We start from the raw sequence: 23,040 nt of genomic DNA on the forward strand, positions 1-23,040 counted from the left end.
GGAAAATAACCAAGTGGCGAACGAGAAAATATTGATTGGGGTTGTGTGGGGCGGCAAACAAAATTATTCACAATAAATATATTATTTATATATTTATCAAAGGCATTTATTAAACAGGCGCATCGGGCTTTTTGCGTCAATACTTAGCGCTGTTCAATTCTCGCAAGGAGTCATCATGTTCTGGAAACGTTGTCTGCTGGGCGCGGCGCTGGCCGTTATGTCATTACAGGCCGGGGCCGCCGCGCCGCAGGCCAAAACCCCGACGCCGGGATTCTACCGCATCATGCTGGGCAGTTTTGAAGTGACCGCGTTGTCCGATGGCATCATTCGCCTGCCGGCGGACAAGCTGTTGCTGAACAGTACGCCGCAGCAGATCGCCGCCGGGTTGGCCGAGCGGCATCAAAGCCTGCCGGTGGTCACCTCGGTCAATGCCTATCTGATCAACACCGGCGACAAGCTGGTGATGATTGACAGCGGCGCCGGCCAACTGCTGGGCGACGGCCTGGGCAAGCTGGTGGATAACCTGCGCGCGGCGGGCTACCAGCCGGAGCAGGTGGATGAAATCTACCTGACCCACATGCACCCGGATCACCTCGGCGGCCTGACGCACGACGGCAAGGCGGCATTCCCCAATGCGGTGGTGCGCGCCGCCAGCCAGGACGCGGACTTCTGGCTGAGCGCGGACCAACTGAAACAGGCCAAAGCAGAGAGTAAAAGCAACTTCGAACGGGCCCAGGCGGCGATCAAGCCGTACCAGGCGACCGGCCACTTTAAGCCGTTCAGCGGCGACGGCGAACTGTCGCCGGGCATTGCCGCCTTCGCCGCTCACGGCCATACGCCGGGGCACAGCGTGTATCAGGTGACCAGCCAGGGCAAGAAGCTGTTGCTGTTGGGGGATCTGATCCACGTGGCGGCGGTGCAGTTGCCGCATCCTAAGGTGGCTATCAGCTTTGACAGCGACGCTAAGGCGGCGGTCGCTCAGCGGCTGCGGATATTTGGCGACAGCGCGCGGCAGAACGAGCTGGTCGGCGGCGCACACCTGTCGTTCCCGGGGTTGGGGTATCTGAACCGCCAGGGCGACGGTTACACCTGGGTGCCGCTGAATTACGGCGCGCTGTAATGGACATGGCCGCCCGTTGGGCGGCCATCGAATAGAGCCCAGCGGCATTGTTCGATAATTTGGGATTATGATGCCAGAAAAGCGGGGCTGATTCGCCGTGATAAACAGTGCATGATTAACGCTCTGCCCGTTGCTTTCTTTAAGGATCTCCCGATGAACCAGAAAACGCCTCCTGTCGCCATCGTCACCGGCGCATCCCGTGGCATCGGCGCGGCCATTGCCGAGCGTCTGGCCGCCGATGGCTTTACCGTCATCATCAACTATTCAGGCAACCCGGCGCCGGCCGATGAGCTGGTGCGCAAGATAGAACAGCGCGGCGGCCGCGCCTTGAGCGTCAAGGCCGACGTCAGCGATGCGGCTGCGGTCACCCGGCTGTTCGACAGCGCCGAACAGGCGTTTGGCGGCGTCGACGTGCTGGTCAATAACGCCGGGGTGATCGCGCTGGCGCCGATAGCGGACATGAAGGATGAAGACGCGGATCGCCTGCTCGACATCAACCTGAAAGGCAGCTTCAATGCGATGCGCGAGGCGGCGAAGCGCCTGCGCGACAACGGCCGCATCATCAACTTTTCTTCCAGCGTGGTGGGGTTGCTGCAGCCGGGTTACGGCATGTATGCCGCCAGCAAGGCGGCGATCGAAGCGCTGACCAGCGTGCTGGCGAAAGAGCTGCGCGGCCGCAATATCACGGTGAACGCCGTCGCGCCGGGGCCGACCGCCACCGGCTTGTTCCTCGACGGCAAAACCCCGGAGCTTATCGAGCGGCTGGCGAAGATGGCGCCGCTGGAGCGCCTGGGCACGCCGGAGGATATCGCCGCGGCGGTGGCTTTTCTCGCCGGGGCCGACGGCGGCTGGATCAATGGCCAAACCTTACGCGCCAACGGCGGCATCATCTGATTGGCGACGCGCCGCCGCCGGATCGGGTATCCTGTGGCGGAACATATCACATCAAGGGCAACGTATGGCGGGCCACACTCAGCAATCCTATCCTGGCGTCAGATCGCCCTGCGTCAGCCTGTGCCGGATCGACGACGAAACCCAGCAGTGCCGCGGATGCCGGCGCACGCGGGCGGAGATCGCCGCCTGGCCGACCGCCAGCGACACGGAGAAACGCGCTATTTGGCGGCGGCTAGAGTTGCGTCAATGGGTGAAATAATCCTCAGTGTTATTGCGCTGTCAGACTTCGTGTAGCACAATTGAGCTACATGTAACAGACCGACGTTGGGAGCGCTTATGTCTACGACGACCATCCGTATTCCAGATGAGCTTAAAGCCCGCGTGGCCGCCGTCGCCGAGCAGACTGGCGTGACGTCTCACAGCTTTATTTTGCAGGCAATAACGGAGAAAACGCAGCAAGAAGAGTTGCGCCGCGACTTTGAGAATGAAGCGGAAAAACGCTATGCCAAGATAATTGCGACGGGAGAGACGGTTTCTTGGAAAGAGATGCGCGGTTATTTGGAAAATTACGCTGCGGGTAACACCGCTGCGGTTAAACCTGCCGTTAAAAAACTGGGGCGCTGATGGCAAATGTCGAGTTGGCGCCAGAGGTCAGGGATGATATAGAACGTATTCTCGCTCATTTGGCTCAGTATGCTGCCGCGGATTCAGGGCGGCGCATTCAGGAAATCATCCAGGCGGTTGCGGTATTGGAACATAATCCATTGATCGGACGGTCCCTTGGCGCAGGGCTGCGTGAATTGATTATTGGGCAGCAAGCTCGCGGTTATTTGGCGCTCTACAAATATATCCCTGATATCGATACGGCATTTGTTCTGGCGATCCGCAGTCAGAAAGAACAAGGGTATTGAATGCACGATACCGGCCTGAAAGACCGGTATCGTTGTCATGTCCTCAGAAATCCCAGTCCTCATCCTCGGTGTTGACCGCCTTGCCGATGACGTAAGACGACCCTGAACCGGAGAAGAAATCGTGGTTTTCGTCGGCGTTCGGCGACAGCGCCGACAGGATCGCCGGGTTGACCTCCGCCATCGCCGGTGGGAACAGCGCTTCATACCCGAGGTTCATCAGCGCCTTGTTGGCGTTGTAGTGCAGGAAGGTCTTCACGTCTTCCGTCCAGCCGACGCCGTCGTACAGCTCCTCGGTGTAACGCACCTCGTTGTCGTACAGATCCTGCAGCAGATCGAAGGCGAAGTTTTTCACCTGCTGGCGCCGCGCGGCGTCCACCTTCTCCAGCCCTTTCTGGAACTTATAGCCGATATAGTAGCCGTGCACCGCTTCGTCGCGAATGATCAGGCGGATCAGATCGGCGGTGTTGGTCAGCTTGGCGCGGCTGGACCAGTACATCGGCAGGTAAAAGCCCGAATAGAACAGGAACGACTCGAGGAACACGCTGGCGACTTTTTTCAACAGCGGATCGTCGCTGCGGTAGTGCGCCAGAATGATGCCGGCTTTCTTCTGCAGCGCGCGGTTTTCCTCGCTCCAGCGATAGGCGTCATCCACGTCCGGCGTTTGGCACAGGGTGGAGAAGATTGAGCTGTAAGAGCGGGCGTGCACCGCCTCCATAAAACTGATGTTGGAGTACACCGCCTCTTCGTGCGGCGTCAGCGCATCGGCGATCAGGGCCGGCGCGCCGACGGTGTTCTGGATGGTGTCCAGCAGCGTCAGCCCGGTGAACACCCGAATGGTCAGCTGCTGCTCCTTCGGCGTCAGCGTGGCCCAGGAGGGGATATCGTTGGACAGCGGCACCTTCTCCGGCAGCCAGAAGTTGGAGGTCAGGCGGTTCCACACCTCCAGATCCTTGTCGTCTTCGATGATGTTCCAGTTGATGGCGCGCACCAGCGGCGCCGATGTTACGGTCGTCATAAGTTGCCTCACAGCGAGCAGGACACGCAGCCCTGCACCTCGGTGCCTTCCAGCGCCATCTGGCGCAGGCGGATGTAGTAAATGGTCTTGATGCCTTTGCGCCAGGCGTAGATCTGCGCGCGGTTGATGTCGCGGGTAGTGGCGGTATCGCGGAAGAACAACGTCAGCGACAGCCCCTGATCGACGTGTTGCGTGGCGGCGGCATAGGTATCGATGATTTTCTCCGGGCCAATCTCGTAGGCATCCTGGTAATACGCCAGGTTGTCGTTGGTCATGTAAGGCGCCGGGTAGTAAACGCGGCCGATCTTGCCTTCCTTGCGGATCTCGATGCGCGAAACGATCGGATGAATGCTGGAGGTGGCGTTGTTGATGTACGAGATGGAGCCGGTCGGCGGCACCGCCTGCAGGTTCTGGTTGTACAGCCCGTGCATCATCACCGACTGGCGCAGCGCGCGCCACTCGTCGCGCCCCGGAATGGCGATGCCGGCGGCGGCGAACAGCTCGCGCACCCGCTCGGTCTGCGGCAGCCAGTCGCGTTCGGTATATTTGTCGAAGTACTCGCCGCTGGCATAGCGTGAGTGCTCAAAGCCGTCGAACGCGCCGCCGCGTTCGATCGCCAGTCGGTTCGAGGCGCGGATGGCGTGATAGGCCACGGTATAGAAATAGAGATTGGTGAAGTCGATGCCTTCTTCCGAGCCGTAGAAGATGCGCTCGCGCGCCAGGTAACCGTGCAGGTTCATCTGGCCCAGACCGATGGCGCGGGCGCTGCGGTTGCCTTCGGCGATCGACGGCACCGAGCGGATGTCGCTCATGTCGGCCACCGCGGTCAGCGCACGGATCGCGGTCTCGATCGCTTTGCCGAAGTCTGGCGCGTCCATGGTTTTGGCGATGTTCAGCGAGCCGAGGTTGCAGGAGATGTCCTTGCCGATGCGATCGTAGCTCAGATCTTCATGATACGTACTGGCGCGGTTGACCTGCAGGATCTCCGAACACAGGTTGCTCATGTTGATGCGCCCGGCGATCGGATTCTCCCGGTTGACCGTGTCCTCGAACATCACATACGGGTAGCCGGATTCGAACTGGATCTCCGCCAGCACCTGGAAGAACTCGCGCGCGTTGATGCGCGACTTGCGGATGCGCTTGTCGTCCACCATCTCGCGGTACTTCTCGCTGACGGCAATCTCCGAAAACGGCACGCCATACACCCGCTCGACGTCGTAGGGCGAAAACAGGTACATCTCTTCGTTGTTCTTCGCCAGCTCAAAGGTGATATCCGGGATCACCACCCCCAGCGACAGCGTCTTGATACGGATCTTCTCGTCGGCGTTTTCCCGCTTGGTATCGAGAAAACGCAGGATATCCGGGTGGTGGGCGTTGAGATACACCGCGCCGGCTCCCTGGCGCGCGCCGAGCTGGTTAGCGTAGGAGAAGGCGTCTTCGAGCATTTTCATGATCGGAATGACGCCGGAAGACTGGTTCTCGATGCGCTTGATCGGCGCGCCCACCTCGCGAATATTGCTCAGCAGGAAGGCCACGCCGCCGCCGCGCTTCGACAGCTGCAGCGCGGAGTTCACCGCTCGGCCGATCGATTCCATATTGTCTTCGATGCGCAGCAGGAAGCAGGAGACCAGCTCACCGCGCTGGCGTTTGCCGCAGTTGAGGAAGGTCGGCGTGGCCGGCTGGAAGCGGCCCGAAATCATCTCCTCCACCAGATCCTGCGCCAGGGCGGTATCGCCCGCCGCCAGCGTCATCGCCACCATGCACACCCGATCTTCGTAGCGTTCCAGATAGCGCTTGCCGTCGAAGGTTTTGAGCGTATAGCTGGTGTAGTACTTGAAGGCGCCGAGGAAGGTCTCGAAGCGGAATTTCTTGGCGTAGGCCTGCTGGAACAGCTGCTTGATAAACGGGAACTCGTACTGCGCCAGCACCTGCGGCTCGTAGTAGCCTTCTTCCACCAGATAGTGCAGCTTTTCCTCCAGGTTATGGAAGAACACGGTGTTTTGGTTGACGTGCTGCAGGAAGTAGTGCCGCGCCGCCAGCCGATCCTTGTCGAACTGGATCCGGCCTTCCGCATCGTAAAGATTGAGCATCGCGTTGAGCGAATGGTAATCCAGCGCGCCCGTCTCGGGCCTGGTCAGTTCTGTCGTTGCCAAAATGCGGTTACTCCCTGTCGAACGTTTTCAACGTCTTGCGCGGTGCCGAGCAGCTCGAAGCGGTACAAAAAAGGCACCTGGCATTTTTTGGCGATGATGTCGCCGGCGATGCCGTACGCTGCGCCGAAGTTGGTGTTCCCGGCGGCGATGACGCCGCGCAGGTATGAACGGTTTTGCGGAACGTTGAGAAAGCGGATCACCTGGATCGGCACCGCGCCGACGGCGCTGCCGCCGCCATAGCTGGGCACGATCAAGATATAGGGTTGTTCCATCAGCAATTTGCTGCGGGCGCCGGCGATCGGAATGCGGATCGCCGGCAGGCCCAGTTTCTCAACGAATCGGTGGGTGTTCTCCGAACTGCTGGAGAAATAGACCAGCGGATTCATCGTCGAGCCTCAGCAGGTGAGCGCCAGCGCGCCGATTTTGTCCGGCCGGAAACCGGACCAGTGATCGTCACCGGCGATAATCACCGGAACCTGCTGATAACCTAATGATTTAACGTGGTTCAGCGCCTGCTGATCCTGGGTGAGATCGATCACCTGATAATCAATCCCCTGCTTATCAAATGCGCGATAGGTGGCGTTGCACTGGACACAGTCCGGCTTACTGTAAATAATAATGCTCATGATTCGCATTTACCTTTAGACTGAAGGAAAGGCGGACAAGTCAGATAACGGAGCATCGTTCCTGGCGTTTCTGACGGCGTTATCAACCGAACGACACTCCCTGCGGCTGACCTATAAAATACTATATGTTGATATTTGTTTTATCAACCGCGCTATATATGGTGTTTTGTGGGGTTGGGTGCGCAGACCGCGTCGGAGCTGGGAAGGCGAGGGGAAAATTTTTTTTGCGGGTGGGAAATTCCCCCCTCTCAGAGAAGAGGGGGAGGCGAACGCATTATTGGCGCATGCTGACGGCCAGCCGGTTGAAGGCGTTCATGATGCTGATGGCGAAGGTCAGATCGGCGATCTCGGTATCGCTGAAGTGCGCTTTCAGCGCCTCAAAAGCGCTGTCCGGCGCGCCGGTGGCGGCGATCAGCGTCACCGACTCGGCCCATTCCAGCGCGGCGCGTTCGCGCTCGCTGAACTCATGGCTGACGCGCCAGCCCGCCAGCGTATCGAGTTTGGCGTGGCTGAAGCCGCTTTCGCGCAGCGCTTTACCGTGCATGTCCAGGCAGTAGGCGCAGCCGTTGATCTGCGAAACGCGCATAAACATCAACTCGATGGTCGCTTTGTCCAGAGCGCCTTTCTCCAGCGCCATCAGCGCGCTCACCATATTTTTGTACGGGGCGGGCGCCAGCTCGGCGTAATTCAAACGTTGCTTAATCATGGTCAACCTCAATCGATAGTAACGAAATCATGCCGCTACTTTAGCGGCCTTATGGTCTATGCTATAGGGCCATAAAATGATTATTTAACCGGGCCATGATGCCAACTTTCCTGACCTCGCTGCGTTTGGACAGCCGGCTCGCCGAACCGCTGTACCGGCAGATTTATCTGCGAATCAAAGACGCCATCGCCCAGGGCAACCTGGCGGCGGGCAGCCGGCTGCCTTCGGTACGCGGGTTGGCGAGCGATCTTGGCGTGGCGCGCGCCACGGTGGAAAGCGCCTACGCGCAACTTATTGCCGAAGGTTTTTTGCAGAGCCGGGGGCAGGCAGGCACCTATGTCTCGCCGCAGTTGCCGCCCATGCAGGGGGCGGCGTCCGCTGCACCGCCGTTGCCGGCGGTGGCGCCCGATCCGCTGCAGCCGCAGGGCATGCTGCAGCCTTTCCAACTGGGCGTGCCGGCGCTGGATGCGTTTCCACGTGCGCTGTGGCAGCGCATTGTCGCCCGCCAGCTGCGCGGTTCTACGGTGGCTTCCCTGGCGCTGCCGCCGGCCGGCGGCCTGCCTGAACTGCGTGAGGCGATCGCCCATTATCTGCATTTGTCGCGCGGCATCAGCTGCCAGCCGGAGCAGATTTTCCTCTGCGCCGGTTACCCGGCGCTGTTGGACTGGGTGGTGGAGACGCTGTTGCACGCCGGTGACGCGGTATGGATTGAAGATCCCGGTTATCCGGTTACGCGCCCGCTGCTGCGGGCCGCCGGCGTGAGGCCGGTCGCCGTGCCGGTGGATGAACAGGGCATGGACGTGGCCGCTGGTATTCTGACGGAGCCCGAGGCGCGGCTGGCGGTGGTCACGCCGACTCATCAGAGCCCGCTCGGTGTCTCGCTCAGCCTGGCGCGGCGGATGGCGCTGCTCGACTGGGCGCAGCAGCGCGGGGCCTGGATCCTCGAGGATGACTACGACAGCGAGTTTCGCTATCACGGGCGGCCGCTGCCGCCGCTGAAAAGCCTCGACGTTCAGGGGCGGGTGCTGTACGCCGGCACTTTCAGCAAAACGCTGTTCCCGGCGCTGCGCATGGCTTATTTGGTGGTGCCCGCCGGTCTGACGGCGGCATTCGCGCGCAGCAGCCGGCTGCGCGGCTGCGGCTGCCCACCGCTGCTGCAGGCAAGCGTGGCGGATTTCATCCGCCAAGGGCATTTCTACCGCCACCTGAAACGCATGCGGCCGCTGTACCGCCAGCGGCGCGAGTGGCTGACGCAGGCGCTGGAACGGCGACTGGAGGCGTGGCTGACGGTGGTGCCGCAGCAGGGCGGCATTCAGCTGTTGGCCCGGCTGTGCGACGACATGGCGGATGCGCCCTTGGCGGCGCAGGCGTGGCAACAGGGGCTGGCGGTGCAGGCGCTCTCAGACTGGCGCATCGACAGTTCGGCGGGGCAGGGGTTACTGTTGGGGTTCGCCAATTTCAGCCGGCGAGAGGAGGCGGAGCGGGCGGTGCAGGGGCTAGCGCAGCTGTTTAAACACGCAAATTAAACGGCCCGCGATTTCCGCGGGCCAGACGCACATCTGTTTTATCTTTATGACTGCAGGGGTGTTAACGCCGGGCCAGCAGCACGCCGAGCACGATGCCGACGGCGGCACCGATCCCTACGCCCTGCCAAGGTTTGTCACGCACATAGCTGTCGGCTTGATCGACCGCGTCGCGCGCATGCTGTGTCAGACTGGTGGAGCCATTGAACCGCGCCCGGGCGTCGCGCAACACGCCTTTCGCCTTGCTGTGCAGCTCTTTCAGTTCCTCTTTGGTCTTGTCACCGGACTCGCGCAACACTTCATCCAGCGTATCGGCCAACAGAGTGACGTCCTGATCGATGTCGCGTTCTGTTCTTTCCGCTTTCTTAAACATTCAGCTCTCCATTTCGACACATGTCTTTTAAGTGTAGACCATGTCGAGATTTGCGTGGCCGATCACGGAAAAAAACCGCCGTCACGCAGGTGTTTGCCGGCGCCTGGGCTTTGTACATTTGGTTACTCGGCGAAACCAATCACTCACGGAAGCGGCGGTTTGATTCCACTAGTATCTGTTTCAACGGCTCCACCGGAGCTTACCGAAACAACACTCTGAGGATTTAAAGATGAAAAAAGTATTAGCGCTGATCGTTGCTGCCACTATGGGTCTGTCTTCTGTTGCTTTCGCTGCTGATACTGCAGCTACTGCTCCGGCTACCACCACCGCGCCAGCTGCGACCACCACCACCACTACCGCTGCGCCAGCGGCGGCTGCTGAAAAAGCGCCAGCTAAAGCGACGCACCACAAGAAAGCCAAGCACCACAAAAAAGCGCCAGCCCAGAAAGCTCAGGCCGCTAAAAAGCACCACAAAAAAGCGCCGGCTCAGAAAGCCCAGGCCGCTAAAAAGCACCACAAAAAAGCGCCAGTGCAGAAAGCTCAGGCCGCTAAAAAACACCACAAAAAAGCCGGTAAAAAAGCATAATTAAGTGATGTTTGCGGAACCGAAAGGTTCCGCACGCTCCAGTCCGTACTCCAGACACCCGGTTCTTCCGGGTGTCTTCTTTTGAGGCGACGCACGATGATCAATCGCTATCTGTTTGAAGTCATTTTCAGCGCGGTAACCCTGTGCGGGGTGATCGTCGGTTGGGAACTGTTTTTGGCCGGCAGCTTCCTGTGATCATTGCGCCGCGGCGGTTTCATGCAAATGCCGCCAGCCGAGCGCGTTGAGCTGGCGTTCAAACACCACCGTGGAGTAGCGCAGCGTAGCGCTTTGTCCCGGCAGACTCTGTTTTTCCCGGTAGCTGACTACCGCGCCCGTCGGCCATTCGGCCACCAGCTTCATCTCTTCTATCTCGATTTCCAGTCCCGGTTTGGCGGCGCGATGCGCGCGGAAAAAAGCGCACAGCGCGGTGAAATCCTGCGGGGCGCCGTTCAGCGCGATCATGCTGAAATCCGGCGTAAAGCGCGCCAGCAGCGCCTGCTCTTCTCCGGCCCCTTTGCCCAGCCAGCGTTCAATGGCGATGTGGGCGTCGATCACTTCGGTAAAATACGGGTTCATAAAGCATCCTGTTGAGCGTTGAGTTGGCGCACGATGGCGCGGTTGGCGAGGCGCAGGCACAGCAGCAGCGGGATAAGTACGCTGGCGCCCGCCAGAATGAAGCAGGTGCGGTAAGCCGCCGCGGGCGGCAACACGGCCAGCAGCAGATTCAGCAGCAGGCTGAGCAGCGCCACACCGAGGCAAAAACTGAGTTGGCGGTTGATGTTCCACAGCGCGCTGGCGTCCGCCAACTGAGCGTCGGGGATCTGCAGGAACGCGCTGCTCTGCGCGGTGCTGCTGCACAGGCTGCCGCCGAACCCCATCAGGGCGAAGGCGGCGATCTGCAACGCGTGCTGCCCGGCCTGATCGATCTGCGCCAGCGTCAGCATGCCGGCGCCTTGCAGCAGGCAGCCGACGATCAGCAGCGGCCGTGGGCCGAGGCGGTTAAAGGTTTTGCCAGTCAGCGTGATGGCCAGGAACGATGCCAGCGCCCAGGGCAGCATCAGGCCGCCAACCTGTGCGGCGGGCATCCCCAGCTGGTTTTGCAGATACAGCATTGCCACCAGGCTGACGCCGATGAACAGGCCGGGAATGCACAAATAAATCGTCATGGCGTTGCGCAGCAGCGGATCGCCGACCAGCCGCAGGTTCAGCAGCGGCTGCGGGGTGCGCAGACTATGGCGCAAATAATAGGCCAGCACCAGCAGACCGGCGGCCAGCAGCGCCGCGCCGGAAACCTGATGGCCGGCCTCGCTCAGCCGGGTCAGGCCGAGCAGCAGCAGCGTCAGCGCCGCGCAGCCGCTCAGCAGCCCCGTGGCGTCGAGCGGTTTACGCGCCGCCGTCGGCGCTTCCGCGCGCAGCCACAGCGCCGCCAGCGCCAGGGCCAGAGCCGCCAGCGGCAGGTTGGCGAAAAACACCCAGCGCCAGTCCAACCGATCGACGAGCCAGCCGCCCAGCGCCGGTGACAGCGCCGGCGCCAGCAGCCCGACTAACATGATGGCCGCAGACAGCCCGGCGCGTTCATGGCTGCGATACAGCTGATAGGTCAGCGTCTGGCCGATGGGGATCAGCAAGCCGCCGCCCATGCCCTGCAGGGTGCGCCAGCCGATCAGCGTCCCGATGCTGTCGGCGTTGCCCGCGCCGAGGGTGGCCAGCATGAACAGCGCCAGCGAGAGCAGAAACACCCGCCGTCCGCCGATACGCTGCGCCAGCCAGGCGCTGAGCGGGATCACCAGCGTCAGGCCGAGAATATAGCCGTTGCTGACCCACGCCAGCTGGCTGACCGACGCTCGCATCGCCTGGCCGATGGCGGGGTAGGCGACGTTGGCGATAAACATATTGATCAGATCGACGAAAAAGCCGAGCAGATAGACGATTGCCACTTTGCTGCGATAAGACATGGTGCCTCCGGTTGAAGGCGAGCAGTGTATCGGGGGGAAAAGTGCGGATAAATCGGCGGCTGGCGATTACACTGTCAAAATGTTTTTGACAATAAGGGCGGTGAAATGCTGAATTTGCAGCGCCTGGCGATCTTCGCGGCGGTGGTGGAGGCGGGCAGCTTTACCGCAGCGGCGGTGGCGCTGGGGCAAACCAAGGCGGTGGTGAGCTTTAACGTCAAGCAGCTGGAGAACGAACTGGGGGTTTCACTGCTGGCGCGCAGCACCCGCCGATTATCGCTGACCGATGCCGGCGAACGCTTCTACCAGCGCAGCCTGCAGCTGTTGCAGGAGGCGGAGAACGTGCTCGACGACGTGCGTCGCGATCATCAAGGGCTGAGCGGCGTGCTGCGCATCACCAGCACGCCGGAGTACGGCGCGCAGGTGGTGGCGCCGGCGCTGGCGGCGTTTTCGCGGCAGCATCCGCGCCTGCGCATCCAGCATGTCTCTTCTTCTTATCATGCCGATCTGATTTCGGAGCGCTTCGACGTGGCGATCCGCCTGGGCCAGTTGGCGGATTCCAGCCACCGCGCGGCGCTGATCGACAGCTTCGCCATTTTTCCGGTGGCGGCGCCGGATTATCTGGCCGACCGGCCGATTCATTCGCTGACGGATCTGGCGCAGGCGCAGTGGATCGCCCACAGCCGGCTCAGTTCGCCCCTCAGCTGGCAGGTGGTTACGCCGCAGCGCGAAGCGGTGCTTTTCAAGGTGGCGGACGCCGCCACGCTTACCGGCGACAGCGCCGCGGCATTGCTGGCGTTCGCCCTGCATGGCGCCGGGGTGGCGCTGCTGCCGGATCACCGTTTCCCCGAGCAGAGCATCTATGCGCTCTACCCGAACACCCGCCACGTGCCGGAGAAGGTGCGGGCGTTTATCGATTTTCTGCGCGCGCGGGTGGCGGCAAAATCGTTAGCGAAATAATAATTCGTTATTACTCTCTCATTTATCATCAAATCTCATCGGGGTATGCTGGAGGGCTTCGTCTACCCCGTCCGATGCGAGCCACCTTCGATGACTGCAGAAAATAACTTCCAGCTGAACCGACGCATTCTGTCCGTGGTGATGTTCACCTTCGTCTGCTACCTGACCATTGGCCTGCCGCTGGCGGTGCTGCCGGGATTTGTGCATGACCACCTGGGCTACAACTCGGTGCTGGCGGGCCTTATCATTAGCGCGCAGTACTTCGCCACGCTGTTCAGCCGCCCGCATGCCGGGCGCTACGCCGATCAGCTGGGGCCGAAGAAGGTGGTGCTGTTCGGCCTGGCGTGCTGCGGCGCCAGCGGGCTGTTTTACGCGCTGGCGTTTGGCGTTGACGGTTATCCGTGGCTCAGCCTGCTGCTGCTGTGCGTGGGGCGGGTGTTTCTCGGCGTCGGCGAAAGCTTCGCCAGCACCGGTTCCACGCTGTGGGGAATCGGCCGGGTCGGGGCGATGCACACCGCACGGGTGATTTCCTGGAACGGCGTCGCCACCTACGGGGCGATGGCGGCCGGCGCGCCGCTCGGCGTGTACCTGAATCAGCAGTGGGGCTTGGCCGGGGTGGCGGCGCTGATCGTGCTGGCGGTCGCGGTGGCGCTGCTGTTGGCGAGCGGCAAGCCGGACGTCTCGATCGCCGCTGGGCAACGCATCGCCTTTCGCGCGGTGTTCGGCCGCATCTGGGCCTATGGTCTCGGGCTGGCGATGGGCACCGTCGGCTTCGGCGTCATCGCCACGTTCATCACCCTTTACTACGCCGACAAGGGCTGGAGCGGCGCGGCGTTTTCGCTGACGCTGTTCAGCTGCGCCTTCGTCGGCATCCGCCTGATTTTCAGCAACGTCATCAACCGCCACGGCGGGTTGAAGGTGACGCTGGCATCGTTTCTGGTCGAGATCGTCGGGCTGCTGTTGATCTGGCAGGCGGGCGAACCCTGGATGGTGCAAACCGGCGCGTTGCTGGCCGGCGCCGGTTTTTCGCTGGTGTTCCCGGCGCTGGGCGTTGAGGCGGTAAAACAGGTGCCGCCGCAGAACCAGGGCACGGCGCTCGGCACTTATTCGGCGTTCCTCGACCTGGCGTTGGGCATCACCGGCCCGCTGGCCGGGCTGCTGATTGGGCAGGCGGGCGTGCCGTCGATCTATCTGGCGGCGGCACTGCTGGTGGCGCTCGGGGTGCTGCTCACCCTGCGCCTGCTGCAGCGCCGCCGGCGCTGATTCAGGAATAGTCCGAAACCCGGATTCCTCCCCAGAAAATCGTTGTTTCGGTGAATGATTACGGTAAGGTCGCTCAGCGGTCCAGAATGAGAGGAGGAATCGATGTATTTACGGCCGGATGAAGTGGCTAAAGTGTTGGAGAATACCGGCTTTGAGCGTGATTATGTCACCGATCAGGCCTATGGCTACCGCAAGGGTACGCATTATGTGTATGTGAATCGCGAAGCGCGGATGGGCAGAACCGCATTGGTGATCCACCCGGCGTTGAAAGAGAGAAGCGTGCATTTCGCCACGCCGACCTCCCCGGTGCGCACCAGCGAGCAGTATCTGGAGTTTCCCCTGGATTTAAGCAGCGACGCCCCGAACCTGCGTTACGGCATCGCACACGGCTTCAGCTCGCGCGAAGCGCTGTCGCGCTACCTCTACAGCATGTTTCTGTAATCGGTCCCCCGCCCGGGGGACGCGATCAGCCGTGGGCCAACGCTTCGCGGTTGAAACGCTCATTGTAGGCGCGGCGGAACTGCGCCAGTTCAAATGCATCGATATCCAGCTCGGCGAAGTAAAACAGCGCCGCTTCGGTGTGCTCGGCGTGCAGCTCCGGCGACAGCCCGGCGCGCAGCAGCACGTCGCGCCACAGGGCAATCTGTTCGTCGTCCGCCTGTTTGATGAACGTCAGATAGATGAACAGCAGGTAAGCGGCCTGGTGCATCTCTTCGGTGTAACCGTTGTTCAGCATGCGGATAAAGGTCTGGCTTTGGCGGCCGCCCATTTCCTGGATCATCGATTCGATCAGCATCGGTTTGACCCTCAGCAGATGGGCCAGCGAATCGATGGCTTTGCGGGTGTCGGACGTCAGAATGCGGTAACCGATAATAAATACGACGATCAGGGCGGCGAGGATGATCCAGGTCATTTAGGCTTTATTACACTCTCAATACGCCAGAAGAGGGAGAGGCGCTGTGCGACAGCGCCCGCTATCAATGCTGTTCACCGCTGAAATTACCGACCGCGCTCTGCTGGCGCAGATGGTGGTTAAAGGTGGCCGCGTCTTTGGCCAACGCGTCGAGATGGGCGCCAAGCATTTTGATCTGCTTCACCAGCGCATGTTGTTCCGGCACCGAACTGGCGGTGCTCAGTTTGCGCGCCAGTTGTTCATTCTGCGCCCGCAGCGCGGCTTCGCGCTGTTTGGCTTCTTCCAGCAGTTGCTGCAGCGCCTGGTAGCTCTGCTGCCATTCGCGGTGTTGCCGTTCGAAGCTGCTCTGCAACTCATTCATCGCATTTTGAAACTGGATTTCCAGCTCGCGCATTGTCATGGGCTCGATCCTTTGCGGCACTCAATGATGGCTTAGCAGTATAGCGAAAACTGTTCGCAAGCTCACCCGTTGACGACAAATGAGACACATGCCGCTGACAATTCCCGGCTTGCAACCGTGGCAAGGCGTCTTACAATCGACCCCATTCCCGGCCGTAAAGGCTGCCGTTCAAGAGAGGTGGAACATGAGCGAGCAGGAAAAAGACTTTTTTGAACAGGCGATGGCGGACGTGGTGCCGCTGGCGAGCAGGCGGCAGACGCTGTACCTCAAGCCGCAGGAGACGGTGGACAAAAGCGCGCGGCGCGAAGCACAGCGGCTGCGGCAGGAAAACTTCCTCAGCACCGATTTTCTCGAGGTGATCCCCTGCGAACAGCCGCTGGAGTTCAAAGGGGAAGGCATTCAGCAGGGCGTGCTGGACAAGCTGCGCAACGGACGTTACCCGCCGCAGGCGTCGCTGAACCTGCTGCGTCAGCCGGTTGAAGCCAGCCGGCAGGCGCTGTTTCGCTTCATCGTGCAGGCGGAGGCGCAAAACCTGCGTTCGCTGCTGATCGTGCATGGCCGCGGGCGGCAGAACGACAGCCATCCGAATATCGTGCGCAGTTACGTCGCCAAATGGCTGGCGCAGTTTGAACAGGTGCAGGCGTTTTGCCGCGCCTTACCGCGCGACGGCGGCGAGGGTGCCTGCTACGTCACGCTGCGTAAATCGGCGCAGGCCAGGGCGGAAAACTTTGAGCGCCACGCCAAGCGTAGCCGTTGAAAGGATTGCCGAAATAAAATGGCCGGCGATAGACGCCGGCCATCGATGAATTATTTATTAAATATTTTATAGTCCAGCGAATAACGGCCGGCGCCGGTCATCGCCAGCAACAGCAAACCACCAATGATGCTGATGTTTTTAAAGAAGTTGATTTCGTTGCCCATCATTTCCATACCGGTCATTTTCCAGAACGGATGGCCGATAAACGCGGTGCCCAAAACATAGAGGGCGAAAATGACCGCGATAGGGCGAGTAAACAGGCCGAGAATAAGCGCGATGCCGAAAATAAACTCCACCACCACGGCAACGATCGCCGCCAAATAAGGCATCGGCGTGCCGTAACCTTCCATCGCCGTGACGGTCGCACCGAAGTTGACCAGTTTCATCCAGCCGAAAATGATAAACAGAATCATCAGCAATATGCGGGACAGCAGAATTACGCCGTCTTTTGAGCTATCACCCATTTCGAACTCCTTAGCCACTGTCGGAATTATGTTGTCTTACTGTATAAAGATTAGAACAATTTACGTTTTTTTCTAGCGGCGACGGGCGGTTGCGCCACTTTTTTCGATGGGCGAGACGCGTGGTGAAGCCGGCGGTATTGCCTATACTTGACTCTGGAGCAAAAACAATAAAACAGGCAATGTGAGGCCATGATGGATGAGGAATTGACCGCCGCCGGTTACCGCCGTTATTCCGGTGATAAGATTGACGTTTATTTTAACAGTGCAGTTTGCCGCCATTCCGCCAACTGCGTGCATGGCAACGCGGCTATTTTTACCTTGAATCGCCGCCCGTGGATTATGCCGGACAATGCCGACGTGGCCGAAGTGAAACGCGTTATCGATACTTGCCCCAGCGGCGCACTGAAATATAGGGAGAAATAATATGGATCATAAAATACTGGCGGACGACAAGCGTTTTTATATCAATGACGAGCACGGCAAGCTGATCGCCGAGATCTCTTTCGTGCCGAGCGGTGACAAGCTGACCATTATCGATCACACCTGGGTGGATGAGTCATTGAAGGGGCAGGGCGTCGGCAAAAAGCTGGTGGCGCTGGTGGTGGAGAAAATGCGCGCGGAGCAGCGCAAAATCATTCCGCTGTGCCCGTTCGCCAAGCATGAGTTTGATACCACGCCAGCCTATCAGGACATTCGCGCCTGAGGCGATAACGGGGCGCGGGGCGCGCCCCGAGCGTTCAGCAGACGCCGAAATCGCCGTCTTCGTGGTACAGCGCCACCTCGCTGGCCTGCACCTCCGTGCGCTGCTCTTTACCCAGTTCATTCCAGCTGCAAACCAGGGTTTCGCCGTCGATCGCCACCACGGTCATCTTTGGGCCGCCGGTGGTGCGTTGTACAAAATCACCGATATTGAATGCCATGCGTTCCTCCACAACAGATTAAACCTCACCTATTGATAACACAGAATGGCGCTACCGTTGGCAGATGTTTCGTTATGTATTAACTTATACAGCGATTATCACCAGGGAGAGCAGACTAACATGCCGGGATTATTGATGTTTTATGTGGGCGGTACGGCGCCGGGCGCCAATATTGAGTTGCACGACGTGCAGTTCGCGGCGGCGGATCGGCCGGATGAGGCGTATCCACTGCTGCGCGAAAAGTGGTTCGGCGATAAGCGCAAGGTGCATGTCGACGGCTATGCGCGCATCGACTGGGCGGACGGTTACGACGTGAGCCTGGAGCCTGCGCCGTTCGCCGGTGAAGAGAAGCTGTTTTTCGTTAACGTGGGCGGTTACCGCAGCGATGAGCTGGCGGAACTGCACCAGTTCGGCCTGTTCGTGGCGCGCTCCGCCGACGAGGCGAAAGACAAAGCCAAACGGGCGCTGCTGACCGATAGCGCGAAGCAGCACAAGGATGACCTGGCCGAGGTGGACGACTGCCTGCTGCTGCAGGCGCTGCAGGGTTATCACGTTCATCTGCGGGCCAACCCGCACGGCAAACCGGCCCGGCCGCTGTGGCAGGGGTATCTGCCGATTGGCGAACCCGCGTTATAACGCCGCCAGCGCCTGCAGCTGTTGCCGCAACCAGCGGCAGGCCTCCGGCCGGCCGTTCTTGCGGTGCAGGTAGATTTTAATCTGATACGGCGGCACCGGAAACGGCAGGGGGTGGATATCCAGCGCCGCCGCCTGCCGCAATTTTTGCGCGGCGTAGCGCGGCATGCTCATCACCAGTTCGCTGTCGGCGACGATGAACGGCGCTCCCAGCAGCGAAGGCGTGCGGATGGCGATATCGCGCTGCAGCCCCAGCTTATCGAGCTGGTAGTCAATGACGCCGCGCTGTTCGTTCCACGGCGTCACCACCAGATGGCGCGCCCGCAGATAGTTTTCCAGCGTCAGTTCGCCGTATTTTACGCTGAAGGCGGGTGAACAAATCGCCACATACTCATCCTCCAGCCAGCTCACCTCGTCGATCTCCGGGTAGCTTTCGCCGTCGGTTTCGGTAAAGCCCAGCGCGAAGTCGATGCGCCCCGCCAACAGATCGTTCAATGCCACCTTGCGCTCGGAATAGCGCAGCTGGAACGACAGCCCCGGCGCCAGGCGCTGCATCTGCGCCATCAGCGCGGGAAACACCGCGAAGGCGGTGTAATCGGTAATGGCGAAGGTGAAGCTCTCCCGGCTTTCGGCGGGAACGAAGCGCGGGCGCGGATGCAGCCCTTTGGCCAGCAGCGCCAGACTTTCGCTGACGGTCGGGGCCAGGCTGTCGGCATACACCGTCGGGTGCATGTCGTTGCCGACCCGGTAGAACAGCTCGTCCGCCAGCGCCTTACGCAGCCGGATCAGCGCGTGGCTCAGCGCCGACGCGCTGAGGGCCAGCTCCGCTGCGGCGCGCGTCACCGATCGCAGGCGATAGATCGCTTCGAACACCAGCAGCAGGTTGAGATCGAGGCGCTTCAAATCCAGATGCATGATATTCATTACCTGTTGATGAAAATGCAGTTCATACAGTATTTGAGGCGCGATATGCTGGCAAGCACAGTCATCAACACACTCAGGATTTGCCATGACCATCGAGATTTACCCGGCGCAAAAAAGCGACGCCAAACTGATTCTGGATATGATTATCGAGCTGGCGGTGTACGAAAAGGCGCGCGAGCAGGTGCTGGCCAGCGTGGAAGATATCGAACGCAGCCTGTTTGGGCCTGGCGCCTGTTCCGAAGCGCTGATTTGTACGGTGAACGGCGAGCCGGCGGGTTATGCGGTGTTCTTTATGAGTTACTCAACCTGGCTGGGTAAAAACGGCATCTATCTGGAAGACCTGTACGTGGCGCCGAAGCATCGCGGCGCGGGCGCCGGTAAAAAGTTGCTGCGGCACATCGCTCAGTTGGCGTGCGAGCGGCAGTGCGGCCGCCTGGAGTGGAGCGTGCTGGACTGGAACCAGCCGGCCATCGATTTTTACCTCAGCATCGGCGCGCAGCCGCAGGGCGAGTGGGTGCGCTATCGCATGGAGGGCGAGGCGCTGACGCACTTCGCGGCGCACGGGGAGGCGCTGCCGGCGCAATAGCCGTTGGGGGGAGGCGGCCTCCCCAACTGTGGTGGTGTGAACGGTTTACTGCGGGTGAATCAGATCAGAATCAGGCGGGTTTGCGGGCGGCGAGAATAAAGATCATCGGGCGTTCCTGCTCTTCGTCCAGCGCCGGGATAGCGGCGATTTGCTGCGCGCTGGGGCCCCATTCGTTCAAATGCTGGATGATAAATCCTTGCTGCGCCAGCGGGTTGATATAGCTGCCGAGCGTGCGGTGCTGCTTGATGACGCCTTCCGCCAGCCAGTTGGAGACGCGCTGGCCTTCCCGCTGGTAGCCGTTGACCGGCCAGGATTTCTGCCCGTTGCCGTCGGTCAGCCAGCCCTGCTGCGCCGGGGCGGTGTAGATCGGGTGCTCGGCGGTGAAGATGAACTGCCCGCCGGGTTTCAGCGCGGCGTAAACCGTGGCGAACAGCGCGGCCAGATCCTCGAGGTAGTGCAGCGTCAGCGAGCTGTAGACCAGATCGTAACTTTCCGGCGGCAGCTGCAGCTGCGCCAAATCTTGCCGGCGGTACTCGATGCCCGCGTCGGCGGTCATCTCCCGCGCCTTGGCCAGCATCTTTTCCGAGACGTCCAGCCCCAGCACGCTGGCTGCGCCCTGTTCGCGCGCGCTGCGGCAAAACCAGCCGTAGCCGCAGCCGAGATCGACCACGCTTTTGCCCTGCAAGTCCGGCAGGATGCGGCGGATGGCGGGCCATTCCGGCGCGCCGTCCAGGCCATGCTGCGAGCGGCTGAGCTGCGCGTAGCCGTCGAAGAAGGCCTGATTGTCATAGATGTTTTGCGTCATGATGACTCCTTGGGATGAATGACGGCGGCGGAATGCCGCTGCCATACTCTGCATATTGCTGCATAATTCTACGCTGACAACATGAATAACGGGAATGACGATGGACATGATTTCGGTGCGGCAAGCGCCCGAGCTGGCGCCGCGCGCCATTGCATATTTTCAGCGGCACTGGGCCACGGCAGAGACGCTGATGATGTATGAAGACGCTATCAACCGCAGCCTCGGCGCCGCCAACCCGCTGCCGCAGTGGTACCTGCTGATGGAAAATGACCAGATCCTCGGCTGTGCGGGGCTGATTACCAACGACTTTATCAGCCGCGGTGAGCTGTATCCCTGGCTGTGTGCGCTCTACGTAGAGGAAACGCAGCGCGGCCGGGGCTGCGGCGCCAAGCTGATTGAGCATGTGGCGGCGGAAACTCGCCGGTTGGGCTTCCCGCAGCTGCACCTGTGCACCGATCTGGAGGGTTACTACGAGCGCAGCGGTTTCGTTTATAACGGGCTCGGCTATCACCCCTGGGGCGAGGCCTCGCGGGTCTATTCGCGGGTGCTGTAAACAGATCCGCTGTTTACCAAGATTCAGCTTATTATCTGCAACGGAAAAAACGGCACGCGGAAAAGCGAGCCGTTTTTTCTTTGAATCTGAATTGGGATCGTCTGACTGACGGTATATTATTCGCTATTGTATTGAAATTAATGAAAAGATTCATCTTGGTTATTTCATTTGAGCTTAATGCTTTGTTTATGTCATTAACTGACATCTGTGCTGGGTAATTATGCATAATTATCATGGGTGTTTGTCTGCTGTATTGTTGTTTTTTTTTCTGCTCTCATGTCTTTTTATCTATTTTTACCTATTTTTTTTACCTTATGTTCTGAATTGTTGATGGTGTTTAGGTTTATATTTTAATCCCCGCTCTGGGAAGCTAGATTAGCGCTTACTGTATCGGTGGCGAAAACGACGCGACTGAGCTGTACCTGGAAAAATAAATTGATGACTCTCTATTGAGAGAATGTTTTTCGCCTCCGCATTGGAATGAATAATTATTTATTTCGTCAATGGTTTGTGTGATTAAAAGGGTATGGACTAATGGGAACGGAAACCACACTGTGATGAAAAAGAGACTGTTGCAAAATAAATTATGGCCAATAAGCGTATTTAGCCTGTTGATGTTTTTTTCCGGTCAACTTATTGCCTCGCCTGCTGCTGAGTTGAAAGTGTCCGGGAAAATAAAGCATTCAGGATGCACCGTTATTGCCGGTAACGATGGCGTTTATGATTTTGGCACCGTGCGGGAAGGCCCCCGGGGGAAGGTACAGAGATTGCCGGCCTTGAAACAAACCTGGCAGGTGCGCTGTGAGGGCGATGCTTACCTGACGCTCATTCCGATGGATAACCGCTCTGCCAGCCGCAACGGGTCGGACCTGAGTCGTTTCGGGCTGGGTAATACGTCCGATGGGAACTCCATTGGGTATTTTATGTTGGGCCTGTCTCGTTCCACGGTGAACAGTGTTCCGGCAGCTTTGCGCGCACATAATGCGGCCGGGACTTCACCAGGTAGCGAAGTGGCGTTGATTTCCGGTGAGCGTACCGATTGGTTGCTGGCGGATTCGACGCGAGCCTTTGGTCGTACTTATACCATGGATATTTCGGTGACGCCGGTTCTGGCTGCCGACATTCCCACTGCCGATAAAGTGGAGCTGGACGGTTCGGTAACGTTGAATTTTGTTTTTGGGCTCTGAATAAAGCAATAAATGCGCAGTGTCAAATTCATACATGGTTTTTACGCCTGTGCGGGTGAAGACAACGAATTTGATTGAGCAAGAGAGGATTTATCCTCGTTTAACATCCTGCCATCTTTTTTGAACAGGATAATATTAACTATGAGTATGGATATTCATGATGAAAAAACAGTAATCTCTGCAAGCATCGCCGCAGTCTTGATGATGGCGAATCAGGTTTCTGCGGCATCTATGTCACCAGAGCTGAAGGTCAAAGGGCAAATGGCGGTACCGTCTTGTCAGGTATCCATTGTTAACGATGGCGTTTTCGATCTTGGCAAGCTGTCCAATGCGTTGGTGAGCTCCACGACAGCCACCGCGCTGGCTAAATCGCAAAAACAGTTGGTCGTTGACTGTGAAGCCGAAACCTTTCTGAATTTCACCGTGGTCGATAACCGCGAAGGCACTGCCAGCGTAACGGGCAGCGCCAACTTTGGCCTGGGTGGTGTCAATGGCTCCGGCAAACTCGGTTATTATAAAGTCAATGCCCTTAATGCCGCAGTTAACGGCGTTTCTTCAGCACTGTACAGCGTTCAGAAAGGCGCCACGACATTCTCTACCGTCAGTTCGGCCTATGTCGATAAAAACAACGTCACGGGTTGGGCAAAGTCGGGTAATGTTCAAAACAGCGGAAGACTCTTCTCCGTAATGCTGGAGGTTGAACCTTATTTGGCTTCTTCTAAAGACATGAACGGTCCTATTACCGATAGCGTAAAACTGGATGGATCTTCCACCCTTAATTTTGCGTACGGCATCTGAGTGCCTGAAAAAGTTATT

32 protein-coding genes are annotated in these 23,040 nt (G+C 59.4%); 18 read left to right on the forward strand and 14 right to left on the reverse strand.

Features of this window, described 5'->3' with window-relative positions; genetic code table 11:
- Nucleotides 1-175 precede the first annotated feature (175 nt).
- The 5 genes from JL05_RS09530 to JL05_RS09545 all read left to right on the forward strand — a co-directional run bounded on the left by JL05_RS09530 (nt 176) and on the right by JL05_RS09545 (nt 2,925).
- Nucleotides 176-1,120, forward strand: a complete 945-nt coding sequence (locus JL05_RS09530; protein WP_033632274.1) for an MBL fold metallo-hydrolase — start codon at nt 176-178, stop codon at nt 1,118-1,120.
- Nucleotides 1,121-1,273: 153 nt separating this feature from the next.
- On the forward strand, nt 1,274-2,014 hold the full coding sequence (locus JL05_RS09535) for an SDR family oxidoreductase (RefSeq protein ID WP_033632275.1): 741 nt from the start codon (nt 1,274-1,276) through the stop codon (nt 2,012-2,014).
- Nucleotides 2,015-2,078: 64 nt separating this feature from the next.
- On the forward strand, nt 2,079-2,273 hold the full coding sequence (locus JL05_RS24795) for a DUF1289 domain-containing protein (RefSeq protein ID WP_072010089.1): 195 nt from the start codon (nt 2,079-2,081) through the stop codon (nt 2,271-2,273).
- Between the two features lie 77 nt (nt 2,274-2,350).
- Complete coding sequence (locus JL05_RS09540) at nt 2,351-2,638, forward strand: CopG family ribbon-helix-helix protein (RefSeq protein WP_033632276.1); 288 nt, start codon at nt 2,351-2,353, stop codon at nt 2,636-2,638.
- Nucleotides 2,638-2,925: a type II toxin-antitoxin system RelE/ParE family toxin gene (locus JL05_RS09545; protein WP_033632277.1), complete on the forward strand. Its 288-nt coding sequence runs from the start codon at nt 2,638-2,640 to the stop codon at nt 2,923-2,925. Before JL05_RS09540 ends, JL05_RS09545 begins: the two co-directional genes overlap by 1 nt.
- 43 nt (nt 2,926-2,968) lie before the next feature.
- Here JL05_RS09545 and nrdF read toward each other — a convergent pair whose 3' ends face one another.
- The 5 genes from nrdF to JL05_RS09570 all read right to left on the reverse strand — a co-directional run bounded on the left by nrdF (nt 2,969) and on the right by JL05_RS09570 (nt 7,425).
- Nucleotides 2,969-3,940 (reverse strand): class 1b ribonucleoside-diphosphate reductase subunit beta, encoded by a 972-nt coding sequence (nrdF, locus tag JL05_RS09550; RefSeq protein ID WP_004928917.1) that lies wholly within the window; start codon nt 3,938-3,940, stop codon nt 2,969-2,971.
- 8 nt (nt 3,941-3,948) lie between these two features.
- The gene (gene nrdE / locus JL05_RS09555) at nt 3,949-6,093 is read right to left on the reverse strand and encodes a class 1b ribonucleoside-diphosphate reductase subunit alpha (RefSeq protein ID WP_072010090.1); all 2,145 of its coding nucleotides are present in this window, start codon (nt 6,091-6,093) and stop codon (nt 3,949-3,951) included.
- Entirely contained in the window at nt 6,075-6,479 is a 405-nt protein-coding gene (gene nrdI / locus JL05_RS09560) for a class Ib ribonucleoside-diphosphate reductase assembly flavoprotein NrdI (protein WP_015378865.1), read from the reverse strand. The genes nrdE and nrdI overlap by 19 nt, the downstream gene beginning before the upstream one ends.
- A 9-nt stretch (nt 6,480-6,488) precedes the next feature.
- The gene (nrdH, locus tag JL05_RS09565) at nt 6,489-6,719 is read right to left on the reverse strand and encodes a glutaredoxin-like protein NrdH (protein WP_004928934.1); all 231 of its coding nucleotides are present in this window, start codon (nt 6,717-6,719) and stop codon (nt 6,489-6,491) included.
- A 274-nt stretch (nt 6,720-6,993) separates the two neighbouring features.
- Entirely contained in the window at nt 6,994-7,425 is a 432-nt protein-coding gene (locus JL05_RS09570) for a carboxymuconolactone decarboxylase family protein (RefSeq protein WP_015378864.1), read from the reverse strand.
- Nucleotides 7,426-7,520: 95 nt separating this feature from the next.
- Between JL05_RS09570 and pdxR the strand changes: the two genes are divergently transcribed.
- A complete protein-coding gene (gene pdxR / locus JL05_RS09575) occupies nt 7,521-8,951 on the forward strand; it encodes a MocR-like pyridoxine biosynthesis transcription factor PdxR (RefSeq protein WP_033632279.1) in 1,431 nt (476 codons plus the stop codon).
- Between the two features lie 61 nt (nt 8,952-9,012).
- On the opposite strand, the gene JL05_RS09580 is transcribed toward pdxR, so the two are convergent.
- Nucleotides 9,013-9,321, reverse strand: a complete 309-nt coding sequence (locus JL05_RS09580) for an ElaB/YgaM/YqjD family protein (RefSeq protein WP_004928950.1) — start codon at nt 9,319-9,321, stop codon at nt 9,013-9,015.
- A 229-nt stretch (nt 9,322-9,550) separates the two neighbouring features.
- On the opposite strand from JL05_RS09580, the gene asr reads away from it, so the two are divergent.
- Nucleotides 9,551-9,907, forward strand: a complete 357-nt coding sequence (gene asr, locus JL05_RS09585) for an acid resistance repetitive basic protein Asr (protein ID WP_033632280.1) — start codon at nt 9,551-9,553, stop codon at nt 9,905-9,907.
- 195 nt (nt 9,908-10,102) lie between these two features.
- Here the strand turns inward: asr and JL05_RS09590 are convergent, their stop codons facing one another.
- Nucleotides 10,103-10,483, reverse strand: a complete 381-nt coding sequence (locus tag JL05_RS09590; RefSeq protein WP_033632281.1) for a DUF4440 domain-containing protein — start codon at nt 10,481-10,483, stop codon at nt 10,103-10,105.
- Nucleotides 10,480-11,862: an MFS transporter gene (locus JL05_RS09595; RefSeq protein WP_033632282.1), complete on the reverse strand. Its 1,383-nt coding sequence runs from the start codon at nt 11,860-11,862 to the stop codon at nt 10,480-10,482. Before JL05_RS09595 ends, JL05_RS09590 begins: the two co-directional genes overlap by 4 nt.
- A gap of 105 nt (nt 11,863-11,967) precedes the next feature.
- Between JL05_RS09595 and JL05_RS09600 the strand changes: the two genes are divergently transcribed.
- From JL05_RS09600 to JL05_RS09610, 3 genes are all read left to right on the forward strand, one after another.
- The gene (locus JL05_RS09600; RefSeq protein WP_033632283.1) at nt 11,968-12,819 is read left to right on the forward strand and encodes a LysR family transcriptional regulator; all 852 of its coding nucleotides are present in this window, start codon (nt 11,968-11,970) and stop codon (nt 12,817-12,819) included.
- A gap of 90 nt (nt 12,820-12,909) precedes the next feature.
- On the forward strand, nt 12,910-14,082 hold the full coding sequence (locus tag JL05_RS09605; RefSeq protein WP_033632284.1) for an MFS transporter: 1,173 nt from the start codon (nt 12,910-12,912) through the stop codon (nt 14,080-14,082).
- A gap of 102 nt (nt 14,083-14,184) precedes the next feature.
- Complete coding sequence (locus JL05_RS09610; protein WP_004928971.1) at nt 14,185-14,523, forward strand: DUF2002 family protein; 339 nt, start codon at nt 14,185-14,187, stop codon at nt 14,521-14,523.
- Nucleotides 14,524-14,548: 25 nt separating this feature from the next.
- Here the strand turns inward: JL05_RS09610 and JL05_RS09615 are convergent, their stop codons facing one another.
- Together JL05_RS09615 and JL05_RS09620 are read right to left on the reverse strand one after the other, a co-directional pair.
- Nucleotides 14,549-14,995: a DUF1198 family protein gene (locus JL05_RS09615; protein WP_025303978.1), complete on the reverse strand. Its 447-nt coding sequence runs from the start codon at nt 14,993-14,995 to the stop codon at nt 14,549-14,551.
- A gap of 64 nt (nt 14,996-15,059) precedes the next feature.
- Nucleotides 15,060-15,395 carry an MbeD/MobD family mobilization/exclusion family protein gene (locus tag JL05_RS09620; RefSeq protein ID WP_004928976.1) on the reverse strand — a complete coding sequence of 112 codons (336 nt, stop codon included), beginning with the start codon at nt 15,393-15,395 and terminating at the stop codon, nt 15,060-15,062.
- A 184-nt stretch (nt 15,396-15,579) separates the two neighbouring features.
- Here JL05_RS09620 and smrA point away from each other — a divergent pair, with 184 nt between their 5' ends.
- Nucleotides 15,580-16,152, forward strand: a complete 573-nt coding sequence (gene smrA, locus JL05_RS09625; RefSeq protein WP_033632285.1) for a DNA endonuclease SmrA — start codon at nt 15,580-15,582, stop codon at nt 16,150-16,152.
- Nucleotides 16,153-16,202: 50 nt separating this feature from the next.
- On the opposite strand, the gene JL05_RS09630 is transcribed toward smrA, so the two are convergent.
- Nucleotides 16,203-16,616, reverse strand: a complete 414-nt coding sequence (locus tag JL05_RS09630; protein ID WP_033632286.1) for a DoxX family protein — start codon at nt 16,614-16,616, stop codon at nt 16,203-16,205.
- Nucleotides 16,617-16,808: 192 nt separating this feature from the next.
- Between JL05_RS09630 and JL05_RS09635 the strand changes: the two genes are divergently transcribed.
- A complete protein-coding gene (locus JL05_RS09635; RefSeq protein ID WP_033633592.1) occupies nt 16,809-17,039 on the forward strand; it encodes a (4Fe-4S)-binding protein in 231 nt (76 codons plus the stop codon).
- Nucleotide 17,040: 1 nt separating this feature from the next.
- Nucleotides 17,041-17,319, forward strand: a complete 279-nt coding sequence (locus JL05_RS09640; protein WP_033632287.1) for a GNAT family N-acetyltransferase — start codon at nt 17,041-17,043, stop codon at nt 17,317-17,319.
- Between the two features lie 34 nt (nt 17,320-17,353).
- On the opposite strand, the gene JL05_RS09645 is transcribed toward JL05_RS09640, so the two are convergent.
- Entirely contained in the window at nt 17,354-17,536 is a 183-nt protein-coding gene (locus tag JL05_RS09645; RefSeq protein WP_015378856.1) for a YodC family protein, read from the reverse strand.
- 120 nt (nt 17,537-17,656) lie between these two features.
- Here JL05_RS09645 and JL05_RS09650 point away from each other — a divergent pair, with 120 nt between their 5' ends.
- Nucleotides 17,657-18,172, forward strand: coding sequence for a DUF1543 domain-containing protein (locus tag JL05_RS09650; RefSeq protein WP_033632288.1), 516 nt, complete (start codon nt 17,657-17,659; stop codon nt 18,170-18,172).
- Here the strand turns inward: JL05_RS09650 and JL05_RS09655 are convergent.
- Nucleotides 18,167-19,093 (reverse strand): LysR substrate-binding domain-containing protein, encoded by a 927-nt coding sequence (locus JL05_RS09655; protein ID WP_033632290.1) that lies wholly within the window; start codon nt 19,091-19,093, stop codon nt 18,167-18,169. The two genes, JL05_RS09650 and JL05_RS09655, sit on opposite strands and share 6 nt — an antisense overlap.
- Before the next feature lie 85 nt (nt 19,094-19,178).
- Here JL05_RS09655 and JL05_RS09660 point away from each other — a divergent pair, with 85 nt between their 5' ends.
- Nucleotides 19,179-19,679 (forward strand): GNAT family N-acetyltransferase, encoded by a 501-nt coding sequence (locus JL05_RS09660; protein WP_033632291.1) that lies wholly within the window; start codon nt 19,179-19,181, stop codon nt 19,677-19,679.
- Nucleotides 19,680-19,749: 70 nt separating this feature from the next.
- Here JL05_RS09660 and JL05_RS09665 read toward each other — a convergent pair whose 3' ends face one another.
- Nucleotides 19,750-20,484: a class I SAM-dependent methyltransferase gene (locus JL05_RS09665; protein ID WP_033632292.1), complete on the reverse strand. Its 735-nt coding sequence runs from the start codon at nt 20,482-20,484 to the stop codon at nt 19,750-19,752.
- A 100-nt stretch (nt 20,485-20,584) separates the two neighbouring features.
- Here JL05_RS09665 and JL05_RS09670 point away from each other — a divergent pair, with 100 nt between their 5' ends.
- The 3 genes from JL05_RS09670 (at nt 20,585) to JL05_RS09680 (ending at nt 23,022) form a co-directional block, all read left to right on the forward strand.
- A complete protein-coding gene (locus JL05_RS09670) occupies nt 20,585-21,037 on the forward strand; it encodes a GNAT family N-acetyltransferase (protein WP_079007667.1) in 453 nt (150 codons plus the stop codon).
- Nucleotides 21,038-21,594: 557 nt separating this feature from the next.
- Complete coding sequence (locus JL05_RS09675; RefSeq protein WP_033632294.1) at nt 21,595-22,224, forward strand: DUF1120 domain-containing protein; 630 nt, start codon at nt 21,595-21,597, stop codon at nt 22,222-22,224.
- 141 nt (nt 22,225-22,365) lie between these two features.
- Nucleotides 22,366-23,022, forward strand: a complete 657-nt coding sequence (locus JL05_RS09680; RefSeq protein WP_238545839.1) for a DUF1120 domain-containing protein — start codon at nt 22,366-22,368, stop codon at nt 23,020-23,022.
- The last annotated feature ends 18 nt before the right edge of the window (nt 23,023-23,040 follow it).

This window comes from Serratia nematodiphila DZ0503SBS1, assembly GCF_000738675.1.
GTDB classification, from domain to species: Bacteria; Pseudomonadota; Gammaproteobacteria; order Enterobacterales; family Enterobacteriaceae; genus Serratia; species Serratia nematodiphila.

Excerpts from the sequence above, each read along its gene's own strand:
- JL05_RS09530 (WP_033632274.1), top strand. The coding sequence starts at position 176 with ATGTTCTGGAAACGTTGTCTGCTGGGCGCGGCGCTGGCCGTTATGTCA.
- JL05_RS09535 (WP_033632275.1), top strand. The coding sequence starts at position 1,274 with ATGAACCAGAAAACGCCTCCTGTCGCCATCGTCACCGGCGCATCCCGT.
- JL05_RS24795 (WP_072010089.1), top strand. The coding sequence starts at position 2,079 with ATGGCGGGCCACACTCAGCAATCCTATCCTGGCGTCAGATCGCCCTGC.
- JL05_RS09540 (WP_033632276.1), top strand. The coding sequence starts at position 2,351 with ATGTCTACGACGACCATCCGTATTCCAGATGAGCTTAAAGCCCGCGTG.
- JL05_RS09545 (WP_033632277.1), top strand. The coding sequence starts at position 2,638 with ATGGCAAATGTCGAGTTGGCGCCAGAGGTCAGGGATGATATAGAACGT.
- nrdF (WP_004928917.1), bottom strand. The coding sequence starts at position 3,940 with ATGACGACCGTAACATCGGCGCCGCTGGTGCGCGCCATCAACTGGAAC.
- nrdI (WP_015378865.1), bottom strand. The coding sequence starts at position 6,479 with ATGAATCCGCTGGTCTATTTCTCCAGCAGTTCGGAGAACACCCACCGA.
- nrdH (WP_004928934.1), bottom strand. The coding sequence starts at position 6,719 with ATGAGCATTATTATTTACAGTAAGCCGGACTGTGTCCAGTGCAACGCC.
- JL05_RS09570 (WP_015378864.1), bottom strand. The coding sequence starts at position 7,425 with ATGATTAAGCAACGTTTGAATTACGCCGAGCTGGCGCCCGCCCCGTAC.
- pdxR (WP_033632279.1), top strand. The coding sequence starts at position 7,521 with ATGATGCCAACTTTCCTGACCTCGCTGCGTTTGGACAGCCGGCTCGCC.
- JL05_RS09580 (WP_004928950.1), bottom strand. The coding sequence starts at position 9,321 with ATGTTTAAGAAAGCGGAAAGAACAGAACGCGACATCGATCAGGACGTC.
- asr (WP_033632280.1), top strand. The coding sequence starts at position 9,551 with ATGAAAAAAGTATTAGCGCTGATCGTTGCTGCCACTATGGGTCTGTCT.
- JL05_RS09590 (WP_033632281.1), bottom strand. The coding sequence starts at position 10,483 with ATGAACCCGTATTTTACCGAAGTGATCGACGCCCACATCGCCATTGAA.
- JL05_RS09595 (WP_033632282.1), bottom strand. The coding sequence starts at position 11,862 with ATGTCTTATCGCAGCAAAGTGGCAATCGTCTATCTGCTCGGCTTTTTC.
- JL05_RS09600 (WP_033632283.1), top strand. The coding sequence starts at position 11,968 with ATGCTGAATTTGCAGCGCCTGGCGATCTTCGCGGCGGTGGTGGAGGCG.
- JL05_RS09605 (WP_033632284.1), top strand. The coding sequence starts at position 12,910 with ATGACTGCAGAAAATAACTTCCAGCTGAACCGACGCATTCTGTCCGTG.
- JL05_RS09610 (WP_004928971.1), top strand. The coding sequence starts at position 14,185 with ATGTATTTACGGCCGGATGAAGTGGCTAAAGTGTTGGAGAATACCGGC.
- JL05_RS09615 (WP_025303978.1), bottom strand. The coding sequence starts at position 14,995 with ATGACCTGGATCATCCTCGCCGCCCTGATCGTCGTATTTATTATCGGT.
- JL05_RS09620 (WP_004928976.1), bottom strand. The coding sequence starts at position 15,395 with ATGACAATGCGCGAGCTGGAAATCCAGTTTCAAAATGCGATGAATGAG.
- smrA (WP_033632285.1), top strand. The coding sequence starts at position 15,580 with ATGAGCGAGCAGGAAAAAGACTTTTTTGAACAGGCGATGGCGGACGTG.
- JL05_RS09630 (WP_033632286.1), bottom strand. The coding sequence starts at position 16,616 with ATGGGTGATAGCTCAAAAGACGGCGTAATTCTGCTGTCCCGCATATTG.
- JL05_RS09635 (WP_033633592.1), top strand. The coding sequence starts at position 16,809 with ATGGATGAGGAATTGACCGCCGCCGGTTACCGCCGTTATTCCGGTGAT.
- JL05_RS09640 (WP_033632287.1), top strand. The coding sequence starts at position 17,041 with ATGGATCATAAAATACTGGCGGACGACAAGCGTTTTTATATCAATGAC.
- JL05_RS09645 (WP_015378856.1), bottom strand. The coding sequence starts at position 17,536 with ATGGCATTCAATATCGGTGATTTTGTACAACGCACCACCGGCGGCCCA.
- JL05_RS09650 (WP_033632288.1), top strand. The coding sequence starts at position 17,657 with ATGCCGGGATTATTGATGTTTTATGTGGGCGGTACGGCGCCGGGCGCC.
- JL05_RS09655 (WP_033632290.1), bottom strand. The coding sequence starts at position 19,093 with ATGAATATCATGCATCTGGATTTGAAGCGCCTCGATCTCAACCTGCTG.
- JL05_RS09660 (WP_033632291.1), top strand. The coding sequence starts at position 19,179 with ATGACCATCGAGATTTACCCGGCGCAAAAAAGCGACGCCAAACTGATT.
- JL05_RS09665 (WP_033632292.1), bottom strand. The coding sequence starts at position 20,484 with ATGACGCAAAACATCTATGACAATCAGGCCTTCTTCGACGGCTACGCG.
- JL05_RS09670 (WP_079007667.1), top strand. The coding sequence starts at position 20,585 with ATGGACATGATTTCGGTGCGGCAAGCGCCCGAGCTGGCGCCGCGCGCC.
- JL05_RS09675 (WP_033632294.1), top strand. The coding sequence starts at position 21,595 with ATGAAAAAGAGACTGTTGCAAAATAAATTATGGCCAATAAGCGTATTT.
- JL05_RS09680 (WP_238545839.1), top strand. The coding sequence starts at position 22,366 with ATGAGTATGGATATTCATGATGAAAAAACAGTAATCTCTGCAAGCATC.